This window comes from Cupriavidus sp. C3SS-1 (assembly GCF_057073755.1).
This window is the reverse complement of the sequence record NZ_CP172700.1, coordinates 537,076-555,927: the sequence shown is the minus strand read 5'-3', so window position 1 is coordinate 555,927 and position 18,852 is coordinate 537,076. Positions and strand designations below refer to the sequence as shown.

General features: G+C 61.8%; 16 protein-coding genes and 2 pseudogenes. 4 read left to right on the top strand and 14 right to left on the bottom strand.

The window, feature by feature from the left end:
• Window positions 1–10: 10 nt before the first annotated feature.
• Window positions 11–373, bottom strand: a pseudogene (locus tag ACIGJC_RS18570) (FAD-dependent oxidoreductase); the annotation flags it as partial.
• A 3-nt stretch (window positions 374–376) separates the two neighbouring features.
• Window positions 377–499: pseudogene (locus ACIGJC_RS18565) on the bottom strand (putative 2-aminoethylphosphonate ABC transporter substrate-binding protein); the annotation flags it as partial.
• A 1,063-nt stretch (window positions 500–1,562) separates the two neighbouring features.
• Here ACIGJC_RS18565 and ACIGJC_RS18560 point away from each other — a divergent pair.
• Entirely contained in the window at window positions 1,563–1,781 is a 219-nt protein-coding gene (locus ACIGJC_RS18560) for a hypothetical protein (RefSeq protein WP_483713558.1), read from the top strand.
• A 433-nt stretch (window positions 1,782–2,214) separates the two neighbouring features.
• Here ACIGJC_RS18560 and ACIGJC_RS18555 read toward each other — a convergent pair whose 3' ends face one another.
• The 10 genes from ACIGJC_RS18555 to ACIGJC_RS18510 all read right to left on the bottom strand — a co-directional run bounded on the left by ACIGJC_RS18555 (window position 2,215) and on the right by ACIGJC_RS18510 (window position 13,337).
• Window positions 2,215–2,694 carry a hypothetical protein gene (locus ACIGJC_RS18555; protein ID WP_483713557.1) on the bottom strand — a complete coding sequence of 160 codons (480 nt, stop codon included), beginning with the start codon at window positions 2,692–2,694 and terminating at the stop codon, window positions 2,215–2,217.
• A gap of 18 nt (window positions 2,695–2,712) precedes the next feature.
• On the bottom strand, window positions 2,713–3,750 hold the full coding sequence (locus ACIGJC_RS18550) for a dienelactone hydrolase family protein (RefSeq protein WP_483713556.1): 1,038 nt from the start codon (window positions 3,748–3,750) through the stop codon (window positions 2,713–2,715).
• A gap of 490 nt (window positions 3,751–4,240) precedes the next feature.
• Window positions 4,241–5,500: a fumarylacetoacetase gene (gene fahA / locus ACIGJC_RS18545; RefSeq protein ID WP_483713554.1), complete on the bottom strand. Its 1,260-nt coding sequence runs from the start codon at window positions 5,498–5,500 to the stop codon at window positions 4,241–4,243.
• Between the two features lie 13 nt (window positions 5,501–5,513).
• Complete coding sequence (locus ACIGJC_RS18540) at window positions 5,514–6,593, bottom strand: Rieske 2Fe-2S domain-containing protein (protein ID WP_483713553.1); 1,080 nt, start codon at window positions 6,591–6,593, stop codon at window positions 5,514–5,516.
• Window positions 6,594–6,635: 42 nt separating this feature from the next.
• Entirely contained in the window at window positions 6,636–7,586 is a 951-nt protein-coding gene (locus ACIGJC_RS18535) for a PDR/VanB family oxidoreductase (RefSeq protein WP_483713552.1), read from the bottom strand.
• The gene (locus ACIGJC_RS18530) at window positions 7,583–8,551 is read right to left on the bottom strand and encodes a Bug family tripartite tricarboxylate transporter substrate binding protein (protein WP_483713551.1); all 969 of its coding nucleotides are present in this window, start codon (window positions 8,549–8,551) and stop codon (window positions 7,583–7,585) included. Before ACIGJC_RS18530 ends, ACIGJC_RS18535 begins: the two co-directional genes overlap by 4 nt.
• A 9-nt stretch (window positions 8,552–8,560) precedes the next feature.
• Complete coding sequence (locus ACIGJC_RS18525; protein WP_483713550.1) at window positions 8,561–9,637, bottom strand: porin; 1,077 nt, start codon at window positions 9,635–9,637, stop codon at window positions 8,561–8,563.
• 137 nt (window positions 9,638–9,774) lie between these two features.
• Window positions 9,775–11,400 (bottom strand): FAD-dependent oxidoreductase, encoded by a 1,626-nt coding sequence (locus tag ACIGJC_RS18520; RefSeq protein WP_483713549.1) that lies wholly within the window; start codon window positions 11,398–11,400, stop codon window positions 9,775–9,777.
• Between the two features lie 58 nt (window positions 11,401–11,458).
• Entirely contained in the window at window positions 11,459–12,442 is a 984-nt protein-coding gene (locus ACIGJC_RS18515; protein ID WP_483713548.1) for a VOC family protein, read from the bottom strand.
• A gap of 37 nt (window positions 12,443–12,479) precedes the next feature.
• The gene (locus ACIGJC_RS18510) at window positions 12,480–13,337 is read right to left on the bottom strand and encodes a fumarylacetoacetate hydrolase family protein (RefSeq protein ID WP_483713547.1); all 858 of its coding nucleotides are present in this window, start codon (window positions 13,335–13,337) and stop codon (window positions 12,480–12,482) included.
• A 151-nt stretch (window positions 13,338–13,488) separates the two neighbouring features.
• Here ACIGJC_RS18510 and ACIGJC_RS18505 point away from each other — a divergent pair, with 151 nt between their 5' ends.
• Complete coding sequence (locus ACIGJC_RS18505; RefSeq protein ID WP_483713546.1) at window positions 13,489–14,421, top strand: LysR substrate-binding domain-containing protein; 933 nt, start codon at window positions 13,489–13,491, stop codon at window positions 14,419–14,421.
• Between the two features lie 368 nt (window positions 14,422–14,789).
• Window positions 14,790–15,260, top strand: a complete 471-nt coding sequence (locus ACIGJC_RS18500; protein WP_483713545.1) for a hypothetical protein — start codon at window positions 14,790–14,792, stop codon at window positions 15,258–15,260.
• A gap of 308 nt (window positions 15,261–15,568) precedes the next feature.
• Here ACIGJC_RS18500 and ACIGJC_RS18495 read toward each other — a convergent pair whose 3' ends face one another.
• A complete protein-coding gene (locus ACIGJC_RS18495) occupies window positions 15,569–16,063 on the bottom strand; it encodes a gamma-glutamylcyclotransferase (RefSeq protein ID WP_483713544.1) in 495 nt (164 codons plus the stop codon).
• A 1,168-nt stretch (window positions 16,064–17,231) separates the two neighbouring features.
• A complete protein-coding gene (locus ACIGJC_RS18490; protein ID WP_483713543.1) occupies window positions 17,232–18,146 on the bottom strand; it encodes a LysR family transcriptional regulator in 915 nt (304 codons plus the stop codon).
• A 112-nt stretch (window positions 18,147–18,258) separates the two neighbouring features.
• Between ACIGJC_RS18490 and msuE the strand changes: the two genes are divergently transcribed.
• Window positions 18,259–18,840, top strand: coding sequence for an FMN reductase (gene msuE, locus ACIGJC_RS18485; protein WP_483714468.1), 582 nt, complete (start codon window positions 18,259–18,261; stop codon window positions 18,838–18,840).
• The last annotated feature ends 12 nt before the right edge of the window (window positions 18,841–18,852 follow it).

Here is an 18,852-nt window from a genome sequence, read left to right as displayed (position 1 = left end):
CCGCGTGGCAGCCAAAGACCGGTGCGCGGGTGTCCATGGACTCTTCCAGCACGGCATCTTCCGCCCCGCTGCGCGAGAAAAGCAGCGCGCCGCTGGCACGCACCGAGAGGCCCGCCTGCCCGGCCCAGCCGAGATACTGCGCACGGCTCTCGCGTGCCAGGTCGAGCATGATCCCGGGCGGCTGGCCGGTCACCAGCATCTGCCCGAAGTTGCGGATCGAGGCTCCGACAGCAATTTCGCTGCGCTCGAACACCGTCACGCGCAGGCCGCGCTTGACCGCAGCCGCCGCGTGCGACAAGCCCAGGATGCCCGCGCCGACGATCGCGACGTCGTTGCTGGGATCCAGGCCCTCTTGAATGGCAGGATCTTGCATCGCCTACTTCTTCTCCGACTTGCCGTCGTATCGCTTGGTCCACTCGCCGAGATTGCGGTCGCGGTTGGCGCTTGCCCACACGAAGTCATTCTTGATCAAGCGCTTCTCGTAGTCGGCCGGCAGCAACGCAACCGAGATGATGCCATTGCGTTTGCGAGGGATGCGTCAGCCTCCGATAGCTGGGTTATCGAGGGCATATGGATGGCTCGTGGACGAAGCCGAGGCGAATGCCACGGCGCTCGTCTGGCTCTGCATCGATGAAGCCGATTGCATTGCCAATATCAGACAGCGCGGGCTGCGGCGTTGAGGAAGCCAAGAATCGTTCAACGCGCTACTGAGTTGGGCAGGAAGCTACAGGATGCGCAATGGCTCAAGTTCGTACTCCGCACATGAACTCATCTTTGAGGCCTTCTCGGGCGCAAAGACGCGCTTGTGCAGCGGCAGCGACGTAACGGCATTCGCGATTGCCGCACTCTGCCTTCACGCTGATTGAGCGAACGCTTTTCACCGATTTGAAGGTCTCCTTCGGGTCGGCTGCTGCCGATTATGTCGGCCCCGTCGGCTGATCGACGGCCGGGTCCGGCGATCAGGAGACTCTCGTCCCATGCGCTGTCGAGGCACTCACACGGCAATTCCACTTTAGAAGCGGTCCTTCGCGCGTGGGAGGATTCTTCCGGACGCTCATAAGAAGCAGCGGGGGCCAGCCATCAAACCGCCCTAGCTTTCCCATGAGGTGTTGCCGAAGTCGCCGAGATCGGAAGCGTCCAGATCCGAAGTACCATTTGTTTGGCCGACCGCGGCCATGGATGGCAGTCGCGATCGGGGACGTCGTGAAAGGCGGCTGCCATGCACAGCATTATCGGCAAGTGAGAGGGAAGTAATGCTTGAGTCGCACAGGATGGATGGCGGCGAAGGCAAGCGTGCGATCCGAAGCGAAACGATGACAACCGCTGCCGCGGAGACCGCAAGCGTGGAAGCGGTCGAAGCGCAATTGGCGAGAGCCGCAAATGCGTAGGTGCGACTTTACACGGCAATTTTTCCTCATTGACCTTTCGAGAACAGACTCGCCGTGGCTGGCCCTCCAGTGTTCTCGTGAACTTTGCGATGTGAAACGACTTGGCATAACTCTTGCAATGTCATGACGAGCGTGGGCCTTTCTCACGCTGAACACCTTTCACAGGAGACCATCATGAAGAAGGACAAGGGGACAGCGAGCGACGACACTAGGAAGAAGGACAAGAAGGCGGAGAAGAAATCCGAAGACAAGAAGACGGGCAAAAAGTCCAGCGATCGTGCTTCGGCGTCGGGTAAGAATTCGAAGAGCGGAAAGAAGGCAAAGAGCGAGACAACGGCTGGTAAGGAAAACCGTGCAGATCGGGCCAAGAAGCAGCGGAAAAGTTCGCACTAATTACTTCCGACGTATCGATCCCAATGACGGCTTCCGAGTACAAAGCCGTCGTTTCTCCATTGCTTACTGTCGAGGCTCAGCGTTAGACAAAATCCGAATCAGCCCAGGATCGTAGCCAGACAGTGCGACGCGGTTTCGCGAACGCCATTTTGTTATGTCCGGGTGATTCCGACCCGAGGCGATCGCCGCCATGGCTGATATTGCGCTGGGCGAAGACGTCGGCACCCGCCCGCGGCCGTTCGCTGGCGGTACCAATGGAATGGATTTGATGAAGGTCAGCGCGATGAAACTGGATAGATTCGTGCGTGACCAGCTCATGCTGGAGGCAGCGATCGCTGCCTCGGTTAGTTGCCTTAGCCGTGTGGCTGTGACTACCAGGCTTCGACCGCGATAGGCACGTTGCCTGGTCCTGTTGTCGCGCCTTGACGTTCCGCTATGGCTGGGGCCGCAGCAGCATCAGACCCTGATTACTTGCAGCTACGATTGCGCCATTATCAGATAGAGCAACCACCGCATTGAGTACAAGTCCTGCGGGAGGATTCTGAAGTTTGGTATGGAGATCAATCACGCTGCCCGATGACCATACTACTGCTCTCCACTGGCCGCTGCCGTTCTGAGCTGTCCCATCAACCACTTCACCGTTTGTGCTTATCGCGGCCGGCGAGGCTGCGTTTCCGCCAAGCGTGCCGAGATCTAAGATTTGCGCTGTTGTCGCATTCCAAAGGAATGCCCTTGGCTGTCCCGCCGCGTTTAGCGCGGTTCCAACGACGTTTCCGTTTCGGGTTGCAGTGGCGAAGGAGTGTTTCCCACCGAGGGTACCTAGGTCTTTCCGAATCTGGCGGCGTCGGCGAAATGATGGTGTAACGGGCTTCTCTCTCGGCCGGTCAGCCGCCAGCGAACCAGCCGCTGCCACGGACTCAGCGCACCATCGCTACAACCGCATTGCCCGGGTCAAAAACGCTATCACGTCGGCTTCTGACTTTTTTCCCTGCTCGGGACTGGCGCCGGCGGAGACGCCTCGGCTAACGCAGCGCCTGTATTCGGCGTCCATCGCCTGGAAGCTGGGGTATTTCTCACCGCCCGGCAGGCGGTAATACCTGTCGTGCCGAGCGTCAAGGAGAATCTGGGGGCAATCCCGGAGCGTCGTGGCACTGGGGAAATACTTGAAGTAGACGCGCGTATTGTCGAAATCGTGATAAGCCCCGGGGTAGACGTGCACTGCTACCGGCTGTCCATCTCGCTTCATGGTGTCCGCGGCACTGAAGCACGGCTGCGCTGGCGTGTAGTCATCCTTCTCGCCCACAGCCAACATCAAGGGTGCGCCACTCAACGAGGGTGGCGGGACCTCCCACCACAGTTGGGTGCATGAGGGGTAGAAACCGATCAATGCGACGAACCGTGCATCGTCGTCAATGACACCCTTACGGAACGATTCGAGCACCAAATCCATCGCCACGTGCCCGCCGCGCGAAAATCCGATCTGCCCGATTCGTTGCGGATCGATACGCGGATCCGTACTCAGCAGTTTCAGGGCAAATAGTGCATCGGCGTCGTTGGCGGCAGGGCTCAGTTGCGACTGGTCATTCATGGTGTTGGCAATCCCGCGCCCGCCAAACGAATCGACCACGAACGCAGCCACTCCCATCTGGTTGAATACGCGTACCCAGCGGTCGGTGTCCTTGTCCTGTACGCCCGCCGACCCGTGGGAGATCACCATGGCTGGAACCCTGCCCTGGACACCCTCGGGCAGATACAGCGTGCCCCAGATGGTCGTCGGCTTCGGGTCGTACTTGCGATGGACCAGCTCCCATTTGCTCTTCGGGGTGACGCTGTTGAAATAGATCTTTCCGGCCGGCCTGGACGCGAGGTCGTTGTAGATTTCCTGCGCCAGTGCCGGCAACGAAATTGCTGCGGCGAGGCTGATAGCGAGCAACTGGCGCAGCAAGCTGGCTTCAAACAGGGGTCTCATGGGTTTTCCGCGTGGCAAGGTTGCCCACTCTACCGCAATTGGGGGCGACCGAATGCTCCAAGCGGGCTCGTCTGCCGGTTGGATGAACTTGCGCGCTGGATGGCGTTATCCGCCCTTTCCAATCCAATCATTCTCAGCCAACTCGGCGAGGCGAGCGGCGGTTGTACATCGGAAGTGGTCGTTACGGCGTCTCGAGCTTCAAAAGGCGGTTCAGGGTCGTCTTCTGCCCTACGCGGGCCAGTCCAGGAGGTACGAACGGTTGTAATTGGCGTCGGGCCGCACCCGGCCAGCTCCAGTCATCCCCGTTCAACCAATCAATGGCCGAGACCAGTCCAATCTCGGACAGTTACGCGAGAAGGCCTATCAAGATATAAGTGGAATGCTTACTCTGCGGCGCCGCCACGTTACGTGCGCGGCTTGGGTCTATCAGACGCCAATCAAGATGACCTTTAATAAAGTTCTCGGCCGGAGAATCTGTCAATCTGTTCATTCAATTTCGCTCCCGAACCTCCCCGCTCACTTCACCGAATCCGACACGGTAGCCATTTCCTTGACACCATCCGCGTATCGACACCTCGTCGCCATCAAGCAGGAAGTTACGTGTGCTTCCGTCCTGCAGGGTCAGAGCTTCCTTGCCGTTCTTCGTGATCTCGAGCAGGCAGCCAAGCGAATCGCGTGTCGCGCCGCTGAGCGTCCCCGAGCCCATCAGGTCGCCAACGCGCACATTGCATCCCGATACGGTGTGGTGCGCAAGTTGCTGCGCCATGGTCCAATACATCGTCCGAAAATTTGTGCGGGTAATCGGAAACCGGGCCTTCCCGCCTGCTGGATGGATCGACGCCTCCAGTTCGATCGAATAGGCGCCGTCTTCGTCTTGGCGGAGATAGTCCAGCGGATTTGGTTGCTGCATCGGATGGGCGCAACGGAACGGAGCCAGCGCATCCATGGTCACGATCCATGGCGAGATTGATGTGCAGAACGACTTGCTGTTGAACGGACCGAGCGGCGCCGATTCCCACTGCTGGAAGTCGCGCGCGCTCCAGTCGTTGAGCAGCACCATACCGAAGAGGTGGTCAGTCGCTTGTGCTATCGGGATCGGCTCGCCCATGGCACTCGGCTTGCCTACGACGAAGGCCATTTCGAGTTCGAAGTCTAGCTTGCCGGACAACCCGAACACCGGTCGCGGCTCGCCCGGCTGGCGCCTCTGACCGCTGGGTCGGCGCACCGGCGTGCCGCTGACCACGATCGTGCTAGCGCGGCCGTTATAGCCAATGGGTAGCTCGAGCCAGTTGGGCGGCAGGGCGTGCTCCGGCTCACGGAACAGCCTGCCGCAGTTTTCGGCATGGTAGCGCGACGAGAAGAAGTCGGTGTATCCAGTCACCTCCAGCGGTAGGAGTAGCCGGGCTTGCGCCATGGGCACCAGCGCGCGTTCGCGAAGCGCCGGTGCGGCGTGCGCGTCGGCGTCTTTCGCAAGCCAATCAGTCAGGCGTTGGCGCACATCGCGCCAGGCGGGCTGGCCTAGCGAGATAAATGTATTAAGTGTTTTTGTCGCGAATACCTCTTGCATCGCCTCCGGAAGCAGACCAACTGCGGCAAGCTCCTGGAGATCAACGATCTGGTCGCCGATCGCAACGCCAGCACGGGCGTTCCGATCGGCCGTGCAGAACACGCCAAAGGGGAGATTCTGTAGCGGGAAATCGGTCAGGCCGGTATTGGCGGATTCGACCCAGCTCTGTGGTAGTGTGGTCAAGGCCAAACTCCTGTCAGATTTGTGCTTGAAGGCTCTGCCGGGGCGCACCGGTCTGCGTGGGCGCGACGGCTTCGCGCGCCAGCATGTCGGAGACGATCCGCCGAGCGTGAACGAGGCCTGCATCGGAGGCGATCATCACAAGAGGGCCATCCGGACTGGCGTCCATCGATATCTGCTGCGCCTCGACTACCACCTTGTCCTCGCCGAATGTGATTGGGAGGCTGCGCATCAGCGACGCCTTTGTCTCCTCGTGCCGGTCCGGCCCACAGGTGCGCGCCCCGGACCAGAAGTAGTGGGTTGTCGTGGCCGTTTCCGGTGTCTGCAGGTTCAGCCCCATGAACGCGATGCCGCCGCTGCGGTTGCCCTCGCGCGCGCCCGTTCCCGTGTCTACTGCGCCGGTATGGATACGGACCACGGCCGGTGGGATGAAATCGATCTCCATCCAGCGGTCGACCGTCGGCGTGCCAAAGGTATGGGCGGCGAGGTACGAGGGCGGCGGCAGCGAATCCATCATCCAGCGCGTGACGCGCACGCCGTTATCCAGCCGCGTCGTCTTTGTCTCGGCGTCGGAGTGCGCCTGCGGCGTGCCTCCAATGGTGCGGGTATGGACGTAGCCGACGTGCGTCAGGTCCATCAGGTTGTCGGTGATCAGTTGATAGTTCGCCTTGACGAGGTAGCGATCCTTAACCCAACTCCAGGCCGGATCGTCGTGGATCGCGTGGCGCGGCACCGCAGCCGGGTCGGCCTGGACCGGATCGCCGAGCCAGATCCAGACGATATGGTCCTGCTCGATGACGGGGTAGCTCGCAACCCTCGCCGCAGAAGGAATGCGGGTCTGACCCGGCACCTTCACGCAACTGCCATGGCGGTCGAAGGTCAGGCCGTGGTAGCCGCACTGTACCTGGTCGTCGACCACGCAACCGTGCGACAGCGGCAGCGCCCGGTGGCAGCACCGATCTTCCAGCGCGGCGATCGTTCCGTCGCGCAAGCGATAAAACACGACCGGCCGATCCAGTAGCCGGCGTTGCAGCATCTCGCCGACTTTGACCTCATCGTCCCATGCGCCCATATACCAAGCATTCATCACAAACATAGCTGTCTCCCAGTTCAATGCGAAATAACCTTGCGCGGGGTTTTACAGGTCGAGTACAAGTAGCGGCGAACACGAGCGCGAGCAGCACGGCAGGAAGCAGTCGTTGCCCGCGCGCTCGTCGTCGCCGAGAAACGCGTCGCGGTGATCTGGTGTACCGGACCGCACCCGCGTCAGACAGGTCCCACATACGCCTTGCTCGCAGGAATGCGGCACGTCGATACCGGCGGCCGTAAGCGCGTCCAGGGCTGACTGGCCGGCCTCGACGCGAATCCGCACGCCAGACCGGTGCAGTTCGATATCGAAAGCCGCATCGCCCGGGCGCACGTCGGGCGCCGCACCGAAGTATTCGCGATGCAGGCGCGACTCCGGCCATCCGTTCCGGCGCGCCGCGGCAAACGCCGCGTCTATCAGTCCCGCGGGCCCACATACATACAAGTGCGTGCCGGCGTCGGCCGATGACAGCATTGCATCCAGCGACAACCGCTGCGCCGGAGCACCGTCGTCGGCGTGGATCGATACCAACCCGGCCAGGTCGGCATGCGTCAGCCGTTCACGGAACGCGGCGGCCGCTTCCGTTCGCACGCAGTAGTGCAGTGCAAACGACGCACCCGCCCGCGACAGGTGCTCCGCCATGCCGAGCACTGGCGTAATGCCGATGCCACCCGCCAGCAGCAGGCTCGACGCGGCGGACGGATCCAGCGCGAAGTGGTTGCGGGGCACCGAAACCTCCAGGTCGTCGCCCACTTTCGCGTGCGCGTGCAAGGAGCGTGACCCGCCACGGGAATCCGGGGCGTCGAGCACGCCGATCACGTAGCGGTGGCGTTCATCCGGGTGGTTGCAGAGCGAGTACTGACGGTTCAGGCCGGCCGGGGTCAGAACATCCACATGCGCCCCGGCGGTGAACGGCGGCAGGTCCGACCCGGATGCGTCGACCAGTTCGAACGCTCGGATCGACGCCGTCTCCTGCCGGATATCGGAAATCCTGAGCCTCATGGCTGCTTCCGGATGTTCATGCCGGCCAGCACGTTCGACCAGCGCGTACGTTCGGCCTGGATAAACTGGCCGACTTCGGCGACCGACATCGGACGTGGCTGCACGCCCACGCTGGCCATCTGCTCGATCACCGTCTTGTCGCCGACGACTGCATTGAGGTCACGGTTGACGCGCTCGACGATGTCCGCCGGCGTCCCTTTGCGCGCCAGTATTACGAACCAGCCGTTCACTTCCTGGCCCGGCAGCGTCTCCGCCAGTGTCGGCACGCCCGGGGCCAGGGGCACGCGAGTTTTCGACGTGACCGCGAGCGCCTTGATGCGTCCGCCCTTGAGCATGCCCTCGACACCGGGAATGCCATCGAAGAGCACTTGGACGTCACCGTTCATCACCGCCGTCAGCGCCGTGCCGCTACTGCTGAAGGAGACGATATTCAGGTCCAGGCCGGTGCTGCGACGGAAGGACTCGGCCGCGAGATGTGGTAGCGAATACTGGCCGTTTACGCCGACGTTGACCGTGCCACCGACCTGCTTTGCGTGCGCGATGAACGACGGCAATGAGTCCGCGCCATGCCGCTTGTCAGCAACGATCACGAGCGGGCCCATCGCTACCATTGCCACCGGCGCGAAGTCGGTGTCCATATCGTAGCGGGCGCTGGCATTGACCAGCGGCGTCACGGCGACAGTTGCCGCGTGGGTCAGAATGAAGGTGTAGCCGTCCGCCGGCGCATGCCTGAGGCCGTTCATGCCGATGATGCCGCCAGCGCCGGGCTTGTTGTCGACGATCACCTGGCCGTTCCAGCGCGTGCCGAGACGCTGGGCAATCAATCGCGCCATCACGTCGGGCGGGCTGCCGGCCGCGCTGGGCACGACCATGCGAACCGGATGGTCGGGCCACGCCGCAGCCCCGGCTGAGAGCGACACGGCCGCTAGCACCAGGGCAGTCAGGGCTCGAATATGTCCGATCATGTTGTCTCCTTAGAATCGATGCAGGACGCCGGCCACGATGCCGGTCTGGCTTTCGCCCGGCGTCACGCTGTTGGGCGCGGCAAGGCCGACCGTGGAGCCCTCGCGATTTTTGACATAGCCCGCGTTGAGGTAAACGAGCGATCGCTTCGAAAAGTTGTAGAGCGCGGACAACGCAAATGTGGTCGCGTCCTTGCCGTTGCCCTTCTGGTCGTTCTGGTACACCGCGCCGCTCAGGCTGAAAGCCGGCGTGAAGCTGTACTTCAAGCCCGCCCAGTAGATATCGGCAATCGCGGTGCTAGGACCCGTCTTGGCTCGCAGGTTCCTTATGCCAAGGAAGCCCTTGACGGCGCCAACCTCGTAGGTGGCCGCTACCACTGTGCGACGTTCGGTATTGTCCTGCGTAGCGATGGACGTGCCGTGGCGCTCGTCATACGCCAGCATTGCACCGAACGGGCCTGCGGTGTACTGCAGGTTCGCGCCCCATTCTTGCCCGACCTTCAGGTTGCCCGGCACTTCGCTGCCGTTTGCGATTGTCGAGTCATAGCCGAAGCTGTATTGGGCCGAGAACGCAAGCGGACCGATTTCCTTGCTGTAGCGGACTGCATTGTCAACGCGGCCGCCCATCTGGGTGTCCTGCCCGAACACCGAATACAGGTTGTAGACCATCGGATCGAACGGGATCGCCACATCGAAGATGGCATTTCGATGGCGACCGAGGGATACGAGTCCGTAAGGCGTCTCGATGCCTGTGTAGGCCAGCCGTCCAAACAACCGACCACCCTGCTGCAACGAGCCACTGTCCATGCTCAGGCCCGACTCCAGCACGAAGAAGGCGGAGTTGCCGCCTCCGAGATCCTCGTTGCCCCGGAAGCCCCAACGCGATCCAGCCTGTCCGCCACTGGTCATGCGGGCTACGCTGTGCGAGCCGTTAGGCTGGCCGTTGATGAACTCTATGCCGTTATCAAGGATGCCGTAGATGGTGACACTGTTCTCCGCGTGCGCCGTGCCGGCCGCTGCCAGGCAAAGCACCATCACCGCTTTGCGGGAATAGCTGAAGATGTCTTGTGGGGGCTGCTTGTGTTTCAATGTCTCCTCCTTGTTGTCGGGATGTCGACAAGGACATCCGTTGTTGTGATGTGTTGTGCTGCGAGGGGGAGCCGGCCTGACTGTGCAGGCTTACGGCTGCCCTTGCAGACTTGAAACCGCTATTGCGGCGGCTGCGGTCAGCCGTGCCCGGTGACCTGCCGGAGCAGTGCTTCGGGCTCTGGCGGTAACACGTCCGCACGCCACGCGACATGCTGGTCGGGGCGGATCAGTGCGTAGCGGGCGCCATAGAGTGCTCTGACACGTTCGTTGTTGAGCCTCACGATCGTCAGCGGGCATCCAAGCCGGACTGCGGCAGCTTCCAGCGCACCGACGCCTTCGGCGCTGTCGTCGAGCACCAGCAGCGTGAAACCGCCGGCGAAGGTGTCGTAGAGTGACGTGCCGCTGCCGGTATCGTCGGCCAGCCATGCATGTGGCGCGCGACAACCGGGACTAGCGGACGGCATAAAGGCGCTCGGGTGGCAATCCGTCCCAGCCTCAGTGCCGTAGTCGATCAGCGGCGACTCCGTGTAGCGATAACCAAGCACAACACCCAGCGAGTCAAACTCCCGCGCCTTGGCGGTGCGGACCTGCGCGGCCACGGCGTCACGTGCGGCATCGCCGGCCGGGCCGTCGGCTTCGATGTCCGGTACGCACAGGTTGGTGGTACGGGTGGCGTGATTGAGCACGGCTTCATCGATCACTCGGCGGTGCACCGGGCGCCGTTCACGCTCATAGCTGTCCAGCAAGCCAGTGCCGCCCCAGCCCTGCAGTGTCGCAGCGAGCTTCCAGCCGAGATCCACGGCATCGCCGATGCCGAGGTTCATGCCATAGCCGCCATAGGGCGGATGAAGGTGGCAGGCATCGCCGGCCAGCAGCACGCGCCCGTCGCGGTACCGTTCCGCCAGCAACTGGTGCGCTTCCCAGTCGTCGACCGACAGAATCTCCGGCGAGATGTTGAGCCCGGTGGCACCACGGATGAAGCGCACCGGATCTTCAGTCAGTGCTGAGACCGGGCCGCCGATGTACCAGCGGTCGCCGGTATCGAGCGGGCCCATAACCGCGGGCGAGTCGGCATTGACGAGCCAGTACATCACTGCTTTGGGTAGTCCGTGCATCGCATCCAGGCCGGGCTGGCGAAAGACGATCATCCTGTTCCGCGACAGTCCGCCCGAGCCTTCCATGTGGATCCCTAGAAGGCGCCGCACGGTGCTGCGTGCGCCGTCGGCGCCGATCAGGTATCGAGCGCGAACGGACTCTGCGCCGCTGTCACCGTCGAGCACGGCAGTCACGACGTCTATGTCTTGCGTAAACGCTTCCAGCCGCGTGTCAAACGACAACCTGACACCGGGCTGAGCGAGCACGTGGTCCTGCAGCACCTCCTCCAGCTTGTATTGCGGAATCCACTGTGCATGCTCCGCGTAAAGCGGATTCTGCCCGGGCCTGCAATAGAAGGCGTTCTCGAAGACGGTGATCGGCTGGCCGGCAAGCCGGGTCGCGAAACAGACGGTCGAAGGATAATCAACGCCGAAGGGTGCCTTGGCCCGAAACGCGTCGATCAGGCCCCAGCGCCGAAGGTGTTCGCAGGTGCGGACGTTGGTGGTTTTTGCCCGGGGGGCATTGCCCACGCGGGCATTAGCTTCGACGATCCGCACCGTCGCACCGCGCTGGCTGAGTTCGATTGCCGCTGCCAGACCCACCGGTCCGGCGCCGACGATCAGGACATCGACGTCGCACGCGGCGACGCGCTCATCCTTCATCTGCATGATTTCCATCCTGTTGACTGGCGCCGCCGGAGGGCGCCGTTGAGTTGCTTCGCTCGTCTCAGTCGGCTTTGCCCTGAGCGCTCGTCGTAGCCGCCGTCCCTGGATAGGGCGGCGCCCAGCTCGCCAGCATCTCAATGCTGTTCGGATAGAAGGCGGCAGGCGTGCTCTCGTTAAAGACGTCACCGTCGGCGTAGTGCTCGACGACGTTGCCGGCGGGGTCGTGCCAGTAGTCGAACACCTGGCTACCCAGTACGTGACGCCCTACGCCCCAGCGTGGCTTCCAACCCCGGCTGCCCAGCCAGTGATGGCCTGCACTGATCGCGTCGAACGATTCCACCTCAAACGAGGCGTGATGTGCCGTTCCGGCCATGGGGGCCGGAGCTTCGACAAAGCCGATGGCATGGTGATCGACGTACTGGTCTGCCTTGGACAGCCGGTAGAATCCGGCCACCATACGGTCGCCGCCAGGCTCGGTCAGACCATCTGAGAGCCGCAGACCGAGATGCCGCGTGTACCAGGCGTCGGTTGCTGCGATGTCGCTCACATGGAGCAAAACGTGCCCGAGCCGGAAGACCGGAGCGGGGCCCCGCGGCGGACGCAATGTTGCGCCGAGCCGCGATTTCGTGACCGGCGAGTTGGCCTTGGTCACACTTGCAAGCGATTGGGCGTTGACATTGGAAGTCGCTGCGTTGCGCTTCCAGTACAGAAGGTGGACCGCGAAGCCATCAGGATCGCGGAGCCGCACGCGCAGGCCTGCGCAGGGGCCGCCTACTTCCTCGATTTCGCTTGCGCCTGGAATCGCAACTGCCCGGCGGAGTTCGTCGGCCGAGGCGACCTCAAAGGCAACATAGGCCATGCCGGACTGGTCATCGCCGGCGGCCAGCGTGACATGCGCGTATGGCTGTGCGCCGCAGCCTTTCATGTATAACGCGTCGCTGCTTTGCGAAAGCGGCACGAGCCCGAAGTCGGCGAAAAAAGCCGACATCGTAGCGAGGTCCGCGGCGTAGTACGCCACGTGGGCGATGTCTTCGAGATTGATCATAACGGGAAGTCCTGGATTGTCGCCGGGCAGCCGCGCATCACACGGCGGAGTCGCTGGCCACCGTATTGCGCAGCACGCCGATGCGATCGACTTCGACCTCGACCACGTCTCCCGCCTTCATCCAAAGAGGAGGGGTGCGCTTGGCCCCCACTCCGCCCGGCGTGCCCGAGACAATCACATCACCTGTCTCCAGTGGCATGACCGTGGAGAGATACGCAATCAATTGCGGGATGCTGAAGATCAGCAGGTCGGTCGTGGTGCGCTGGACTTCTTCGCCGTTCAGCCGCGTCGTCAGCGTCATCACGGTGCCGGGCGCAATCTCGTCGGCTGTGACCATCCACGGGCCGAATCCGCCCGTGCGGTAGAAATTCTTGCCCGGCGCCCACTGCGGCGTATGGATCTGCCAGTCGCGCACCGAACCGTCGTTGTAGCAGGCATAGCCGGCGATGTGGTCCCAAGCGTCCGCCTGCCGGATGCGGCGGCCAGGTTGGCCGATGATTACGGCGACTTCGCCCTCAAAGTCGAACTTGTGCGACTCGGGCGGCACCAGCAGCGGTTGCCCGTGCCCCTGCTGCGAATCGGCTACGCGAAGGAAAATGGGAGGATGGGCCGTTTCGGCCTTTCCGGTCTCCGCCAAGTGGGCGTGATAGTTGAGACCAACGCACAGAATCTTGCCCGGGTTGGGAATCGTGGGCAGAAAAACGACATCGTCGGTTTTGAAGTCAGGGCGACCTCCCGCGGCGACCGCAGCACGTACCTGCTCCGTTGGCGCGCCGAGCAATGCCTTCAGGTCAGGATAGCGATCGCCGAGGCGCGCGGAGAGATCAATGATGCCGTCATCGGTGACGACACCATATGCCGGCCGGTTGCCGGCCAGGAAGGAAGCAAGGCGCATGATGGAGGCTGTCTCGGGTGAGTGGTTGTCGTTTCGCGATATGTCTTCGCGCTACGGAACGAAAGGTAAGCCGGCCCCGGTCTCCTCGAAAGATGGCAAAATTGCGCCGGAGATAGCCGGTGGCTATCACTAGATCCCCAAGGAAGCTTCGATGAAGCTGCACAATCTTCGCGATTTCGTCGCCGTAGCCCAGACGGGCAGCCTCCGGGCGGCCGCGCGCATGCTGGAACTGGCGCAACCGTCGCTCTCAAAGAGCATTCAGCAACTCGAGACGGAACTAGGGGCTCCGCTGTTTGAGCGGAACGCACGCGGGGCAACACTGACGTCAGCAGGAAAGGCTTTTCTTCCTCGTGCGCAGGCGGCACTCAATGAGTTGAAAAGGGGGCAAGGAGAAGTACGGCAGCTATCAAGCGGGACCGGCGGGAGCGTCAGCATGGCTGTCTCGGCAGCAGTGGCGCTTTCCGTGCTGCCAGACGCAATCAAGGCTTTCAGTGCAAAGTTTCCCGATGCGGCAGTACGAATCACCCCAGCGCAGCCCGGCACGATGCTTCCGGAACTCCGCGCCGGCGCCCTGGACTTTGCCATCGGGCCGCGCCCTTCGGTTCCGCTCGGGGACGACTACAGCATTGACTTTCTGATGCACAACAGGCGCACAATTGTCTGCCGGCAAGGCCATCCCCTACGCAAGATGCGTAGGTTGCGCGATTTGCTTGATGCGCAATGGTTGGTATCTAGCGCCACGGGGATGATGGCGACCGACCACGATCAGTTCTTCCAGTCGCATGGTCTTGACGTGCCGCAACGCGTGGTGCAATGCGACTACGGCACTGCTACCTGGTCACTACTGGCTTCCACCGACATGCTCGCAGTGCAGCCCCGGCAATGGGTCGAGGCCGCGCTGACACGAGGCGTGCTCACCGAGATCCTGATTGATGAAAAGCTACCTGCTGTAGACATCGTCCTTGTGCGGCGGCGAGGGTTGCCGCTAACGCCAGCGGCAGAGACGATGCTTTCGTTATTGCAACGGCATATCGTGTACTACGCTGGCGAGCCGGGAAGCGCGGAGCTGACGCCAGCAATTTAACTCTGACGACGCTGCTGTGCCGTTTTCCGTAAGCTCTGTAACGATAAGCTCCTCCCTGTCACCGACGGCTCCGCTCATGACTTGTGCGACGCACGGCACAGCGATTCGGATGACTGCTAATCAATCGGAAACTGACCTACGGTATGGCGCACTCGAATGACCCAGATGGGTCGGGAATAGCCGCCCGGCGCTGGCTCTCGCAACACGCGTGCTGCGCAAGGCCCGCCCTCGCTACCCGCAGTGCGTGAGATGGGCTCGGCAACAGGGCCCACGCGGACCCAGCGATGCATTTCAGAGTGGTCAGCGCTTGACATATCCACCGGCGCAAACTTTGCTTGCGATAGGAAGCGGCCCTCCAGGTATCACCCATGTCCTTGCAGACGCCCCATTCGCCCTCCGCCCGTACCTGGGCCCTCCACTGCACGCTCTTTCGCGGGCAGACGCCGCCGCGCGCATGCCTGTACTTGCTCGCGGACCTGCGCCGGGGCGTCGCGCTGTCGGCCATACTGGCCGAGCAGCCGCTGGGTGGTGCCTTGGCCGCATGGCTGGAGGCGGCCGCGATTGGCCGGCCCCCGCCACGGGCGCTGCAGTCGACCGAGTTGCCCTCAGCGCAAGACCGGCAGGCTCTTTGCGCATGGATTGCGGCCTACGACGTTGTTCTAGAGCCGCAGAATCTGGGTGGGCGTTTCTGGAGGCCTGTCGATCAACTCTTGCAGTCGGCGTGGGAAAGCCTTGGTCTGGCGCCCGGCGCAGTCGGCGGGATGCCGACGTGGTCCGGCGCGCAGCAGGGGCTGGACCGCTGGTTTCGCGAACATTGCCAGCACCTCAGCGGGGTGTGACACCACGTGCAGGGGGCGTCTACGATATTGGCTACCCGGTGGTGGGGGCGGCGGTAGCCGCTGCAGGTCTTGAGCACCCGGCGGGGGCCGTATCCGCTGGAAGCAGCAGGGGTGAAAGAACTGTCAACGGAGGCGCGGGGTGCGCAACATGTGGGCAGAGACCGGCCATGAACAGCCACACGAATCTCATCCCAATAACGGACGTCGAGCCCGTGTTCGAGGTCCGCGGCGCGGACTGGACTAGCTTCCCCTCCCCGTTGACTGCCGCGAACAGCGTTAGCAGCGGATTGCATAAAGCGAGCCTTTTCTCAGACGCCACTAATGCTGCGCACCCGCTCAAGTAGGCGTTGAACGTATTGATCTTCAATCTCTAGGGCTTTGAGTTGGCCGGCTAGCTGCTCAAGATAATCGCGATTCGTGCCCATGACGCCAGAACCTCTCGCAATGAGATTAGCAGTCTCGCTGAATGGCAGCTCTTCAACATATCTGGAGTGCGAGGTGTTCGTAGCAAAGACAAGCGCTGTGATTGCCCCTTGGGGCGTGCTCATCGGGAGCAGGAGCGGTGAGTATCCACCCAGAAGCATTTCTCGTCTCCAAAGGATCGCGGATTCATCCTCCGCCAAATCGGCGGCGATACGAAAAGCGAGTCCTCTGCAGGAACCGAGCTGAGGCTGCAGCGAGAGCATGAGAGCGGGCCGGTCCGGTGAGCCTCGGCCAATGGTCGTTTTGAGGGTGAAGCGACGCTGATACCCTTCTGCGTCCGCTAGTCTGACCTCTGCAAAGTACAAGCCGGGATCCCACATCAGGGACCCGAAGGCATATACCCAAAGGTCCTCACCAGTGTCTCGTTCTCCGAGAACAGCGCGCCGCGTCTCTTCGAGTCTCTCGTCTGAACGGCGCCAATTCGCGGGGAGGCCAAGCTTGCGGGCACGTTCGTCCCAGGATGCAAGGACTTCCGGTGTCGCGCGATACTCAGACTTATCCGGAGGTGTCAGCCTATCCCGAAGCCTCGGAAGATGTACGAACGGGTCTGGCCTCAAAGGTGGCTCCATATCTAACACCACAAATCGAATTTTAACAGCCTGATAGATCAATTCGCGGCGTCCGGACGGGATTCTGTTCCAACCGTGTAACAAATGAATGGCGGCTTCCTGTGACCTCGTGAGACCGCTGGGTCGATCAGAGGCGGCGGCAGTATCGGTTTCCGGCAATAGAAGGAGTTCGTGCCGGCGTATATCTGAATCGGGATGGAACTACAGATGTGATGTGTCCGCAACAAAAAGAGGCCCTACCTCTGTTAGAGAGTCGTCTGGGTGGCAGGCCCGCTTCAAAAAAAAGACCCGCCGAGCACCGGGGGACGCTGCGGCGGGCAGGAAGGGCGGAGAGGGTGGAATGCCACCCACTCCGCAGCGGGGTCAAGCGGTACTCCATATGATGAGAATTTCATATTATTGAAATCAGATGTGAGGGACTTTGTTCGGGGCCGCTCACTATGTGGCAGCGTAGGGGAACTAACTTAGAAGATCGCGGGGGCCGCCCGGGTTATTGCTGTGCCGCAATGCCAGAGAAGCGCTCAGTGACGCTGTCCTTCGGAAGCTGACGCCGGAGTCGTACAGGGGCGGACGACAGTAGTGGGTCGGTAGTTGCCCTTGGCGTCAGAAGGCCCGTGCCCGGATAGGCGAAGGACCGAGAGCGGCCAGAAGCAGTCGATCAGCATCTTTGTCTGTCTGGCGGCTTCAGGCTGGCAGCAGCCGTTCAGTTCTTCTATGCCAATGTCTGCTGACATCAATAGCAGACATTGGTACCAGCGCGGCAAAGACAACTTCGACAATTGATAGGTCTAGCTATCTATAAAAAGCTGGTCGATTCAGTTACCCCGCCGGGGGCGCGGTTCAGTACGAAAACTGTATCGGTGATGATGTTGCCAGCGAGCCTTGGTTCTTCGAGCGTCAAAGAATCTTGCCAAACTTTTCAGTTGGCTCCTTGTGCAAGGGTGATGGTGGGGGCAGGCTGGCGTGCCAGCTCAATGAAGGACCGTACGTAGTCGATGCCAGTATCTGCCTCGCGTGCCCCTAGGAAGATCTGCTTGGCGATACCGCGCGCGCCCAGCCGCACGGGCACCACGTCCATTTTGGCTGCGTATTCCTCGACCAGCCAGCGCGGTAGCGCAGCCACACCGCGCCCGCTTGCTACCATTTGCAGCATGATGTCGGTGGTTTCGATGGCTTTATGGCGCCTGGGTGTGACACCGGCTGGCAACAGGAACTGGTTGTAGATGTCCAGGCGCTCGATGTCCACGGGGTAGCTGATGAGCACCTCCTGGGTCAGTTGCTGGGGCTTCACATAGGCCGCCGAAGCCAGCGCATGGCCTCTGGGCACGACAAGCACCTGCTCGTAGTCGAACACTGGTTCGAACTTCAGCCCCGGCTTGAAAAGTGGGTCAGGCGTGACCAGCAGGTCGATCTCGTAGCCGAAGAGCGCCCCTATCCCGCCAAACTGAAACTTCTGCTTGACGTCCACCTCCACATCGGGCCATGCAGCCAGATAGGGAGAAACCACTTTGAGCAGCCACTGGTAGCAAGGGTGGCATTCCATACCGATGCGCAGCGCTCCGCGTTCGCCCTGCGCAAATTGGCCCAGGCGCTCTTCGGCCAGGTCCAGTTGCGGCAGCACCCGGTTCGCCACCGCCAGCAGGTACTGACCGGCCTGTGTCAGTCGCAGACTTCGCCCTTCGCGTAGCCAGACGTCGGTGCCCAGTTGCTGCTCCAGCTTTTTCACGCTGTGGCTCAGAGCCGATTGGGTCAGATTCAGCACGCCAGCGGCGGCAGTCAACGACCCTTGTTTCTCGACCTGCTGAACGATGCTGAGGTGAATACGCTCAAGCATTTGAATGACTCACATTCATGAATTTATGAAATAAGACCATTTTACATCATGGATTGCCGCCGATAGCATCCTCCCCATTCGGCGCCGCGCATATCAATCCATGAAAGCAGAAATGACACATCCACTCCGTGTAGTAGCGGTTTCCGGTGGACTGCAACGCCCCTCCAGGTCTGCATTCCTGGCAGAGCACCTGCTGGACCTGATCGCCGACGAAGTCCCATGCCAACAGCGCCTGATCGAAATGGGAGAAATTGCACCTCTGCTTGCTGGCGCGGTCTGGAGGTCCCAACTATCCGGCACGGTGGAGCAGGAACTTGCAGTGGTCGAGCAAGCTGACGTGCTGGTTGTGGTAACGCCCGTTTTTCGCGGCTCCTACACGGGACTGTTCAAGCACTTCTTCGACTTCATTCATCAGGACGCCCTGATCGACAAGCCCGTCCTGTTGGCTGCCACCGGCGGCAGCGAGCGCCACGCCTTGGTGATCGACCACCAACTGCGGCCGCTGTTCAGCTTCTTCCAGGCACGCACGTTGCCGTTGGGGGTCTACGCGACCGACAAGGACTTCGTGGACTACTGCCTGCAGGACGAGGCCGTGATCGAGCGGGCCAGACTGGCTGTTCAACGGGCATTGCCGTTGGTCGAACTGGCGCGCCAGGCCAGGCCCTCTCTGGCCGAGGAAGTGGTTGTGGCCTGAAACAAGAATCGT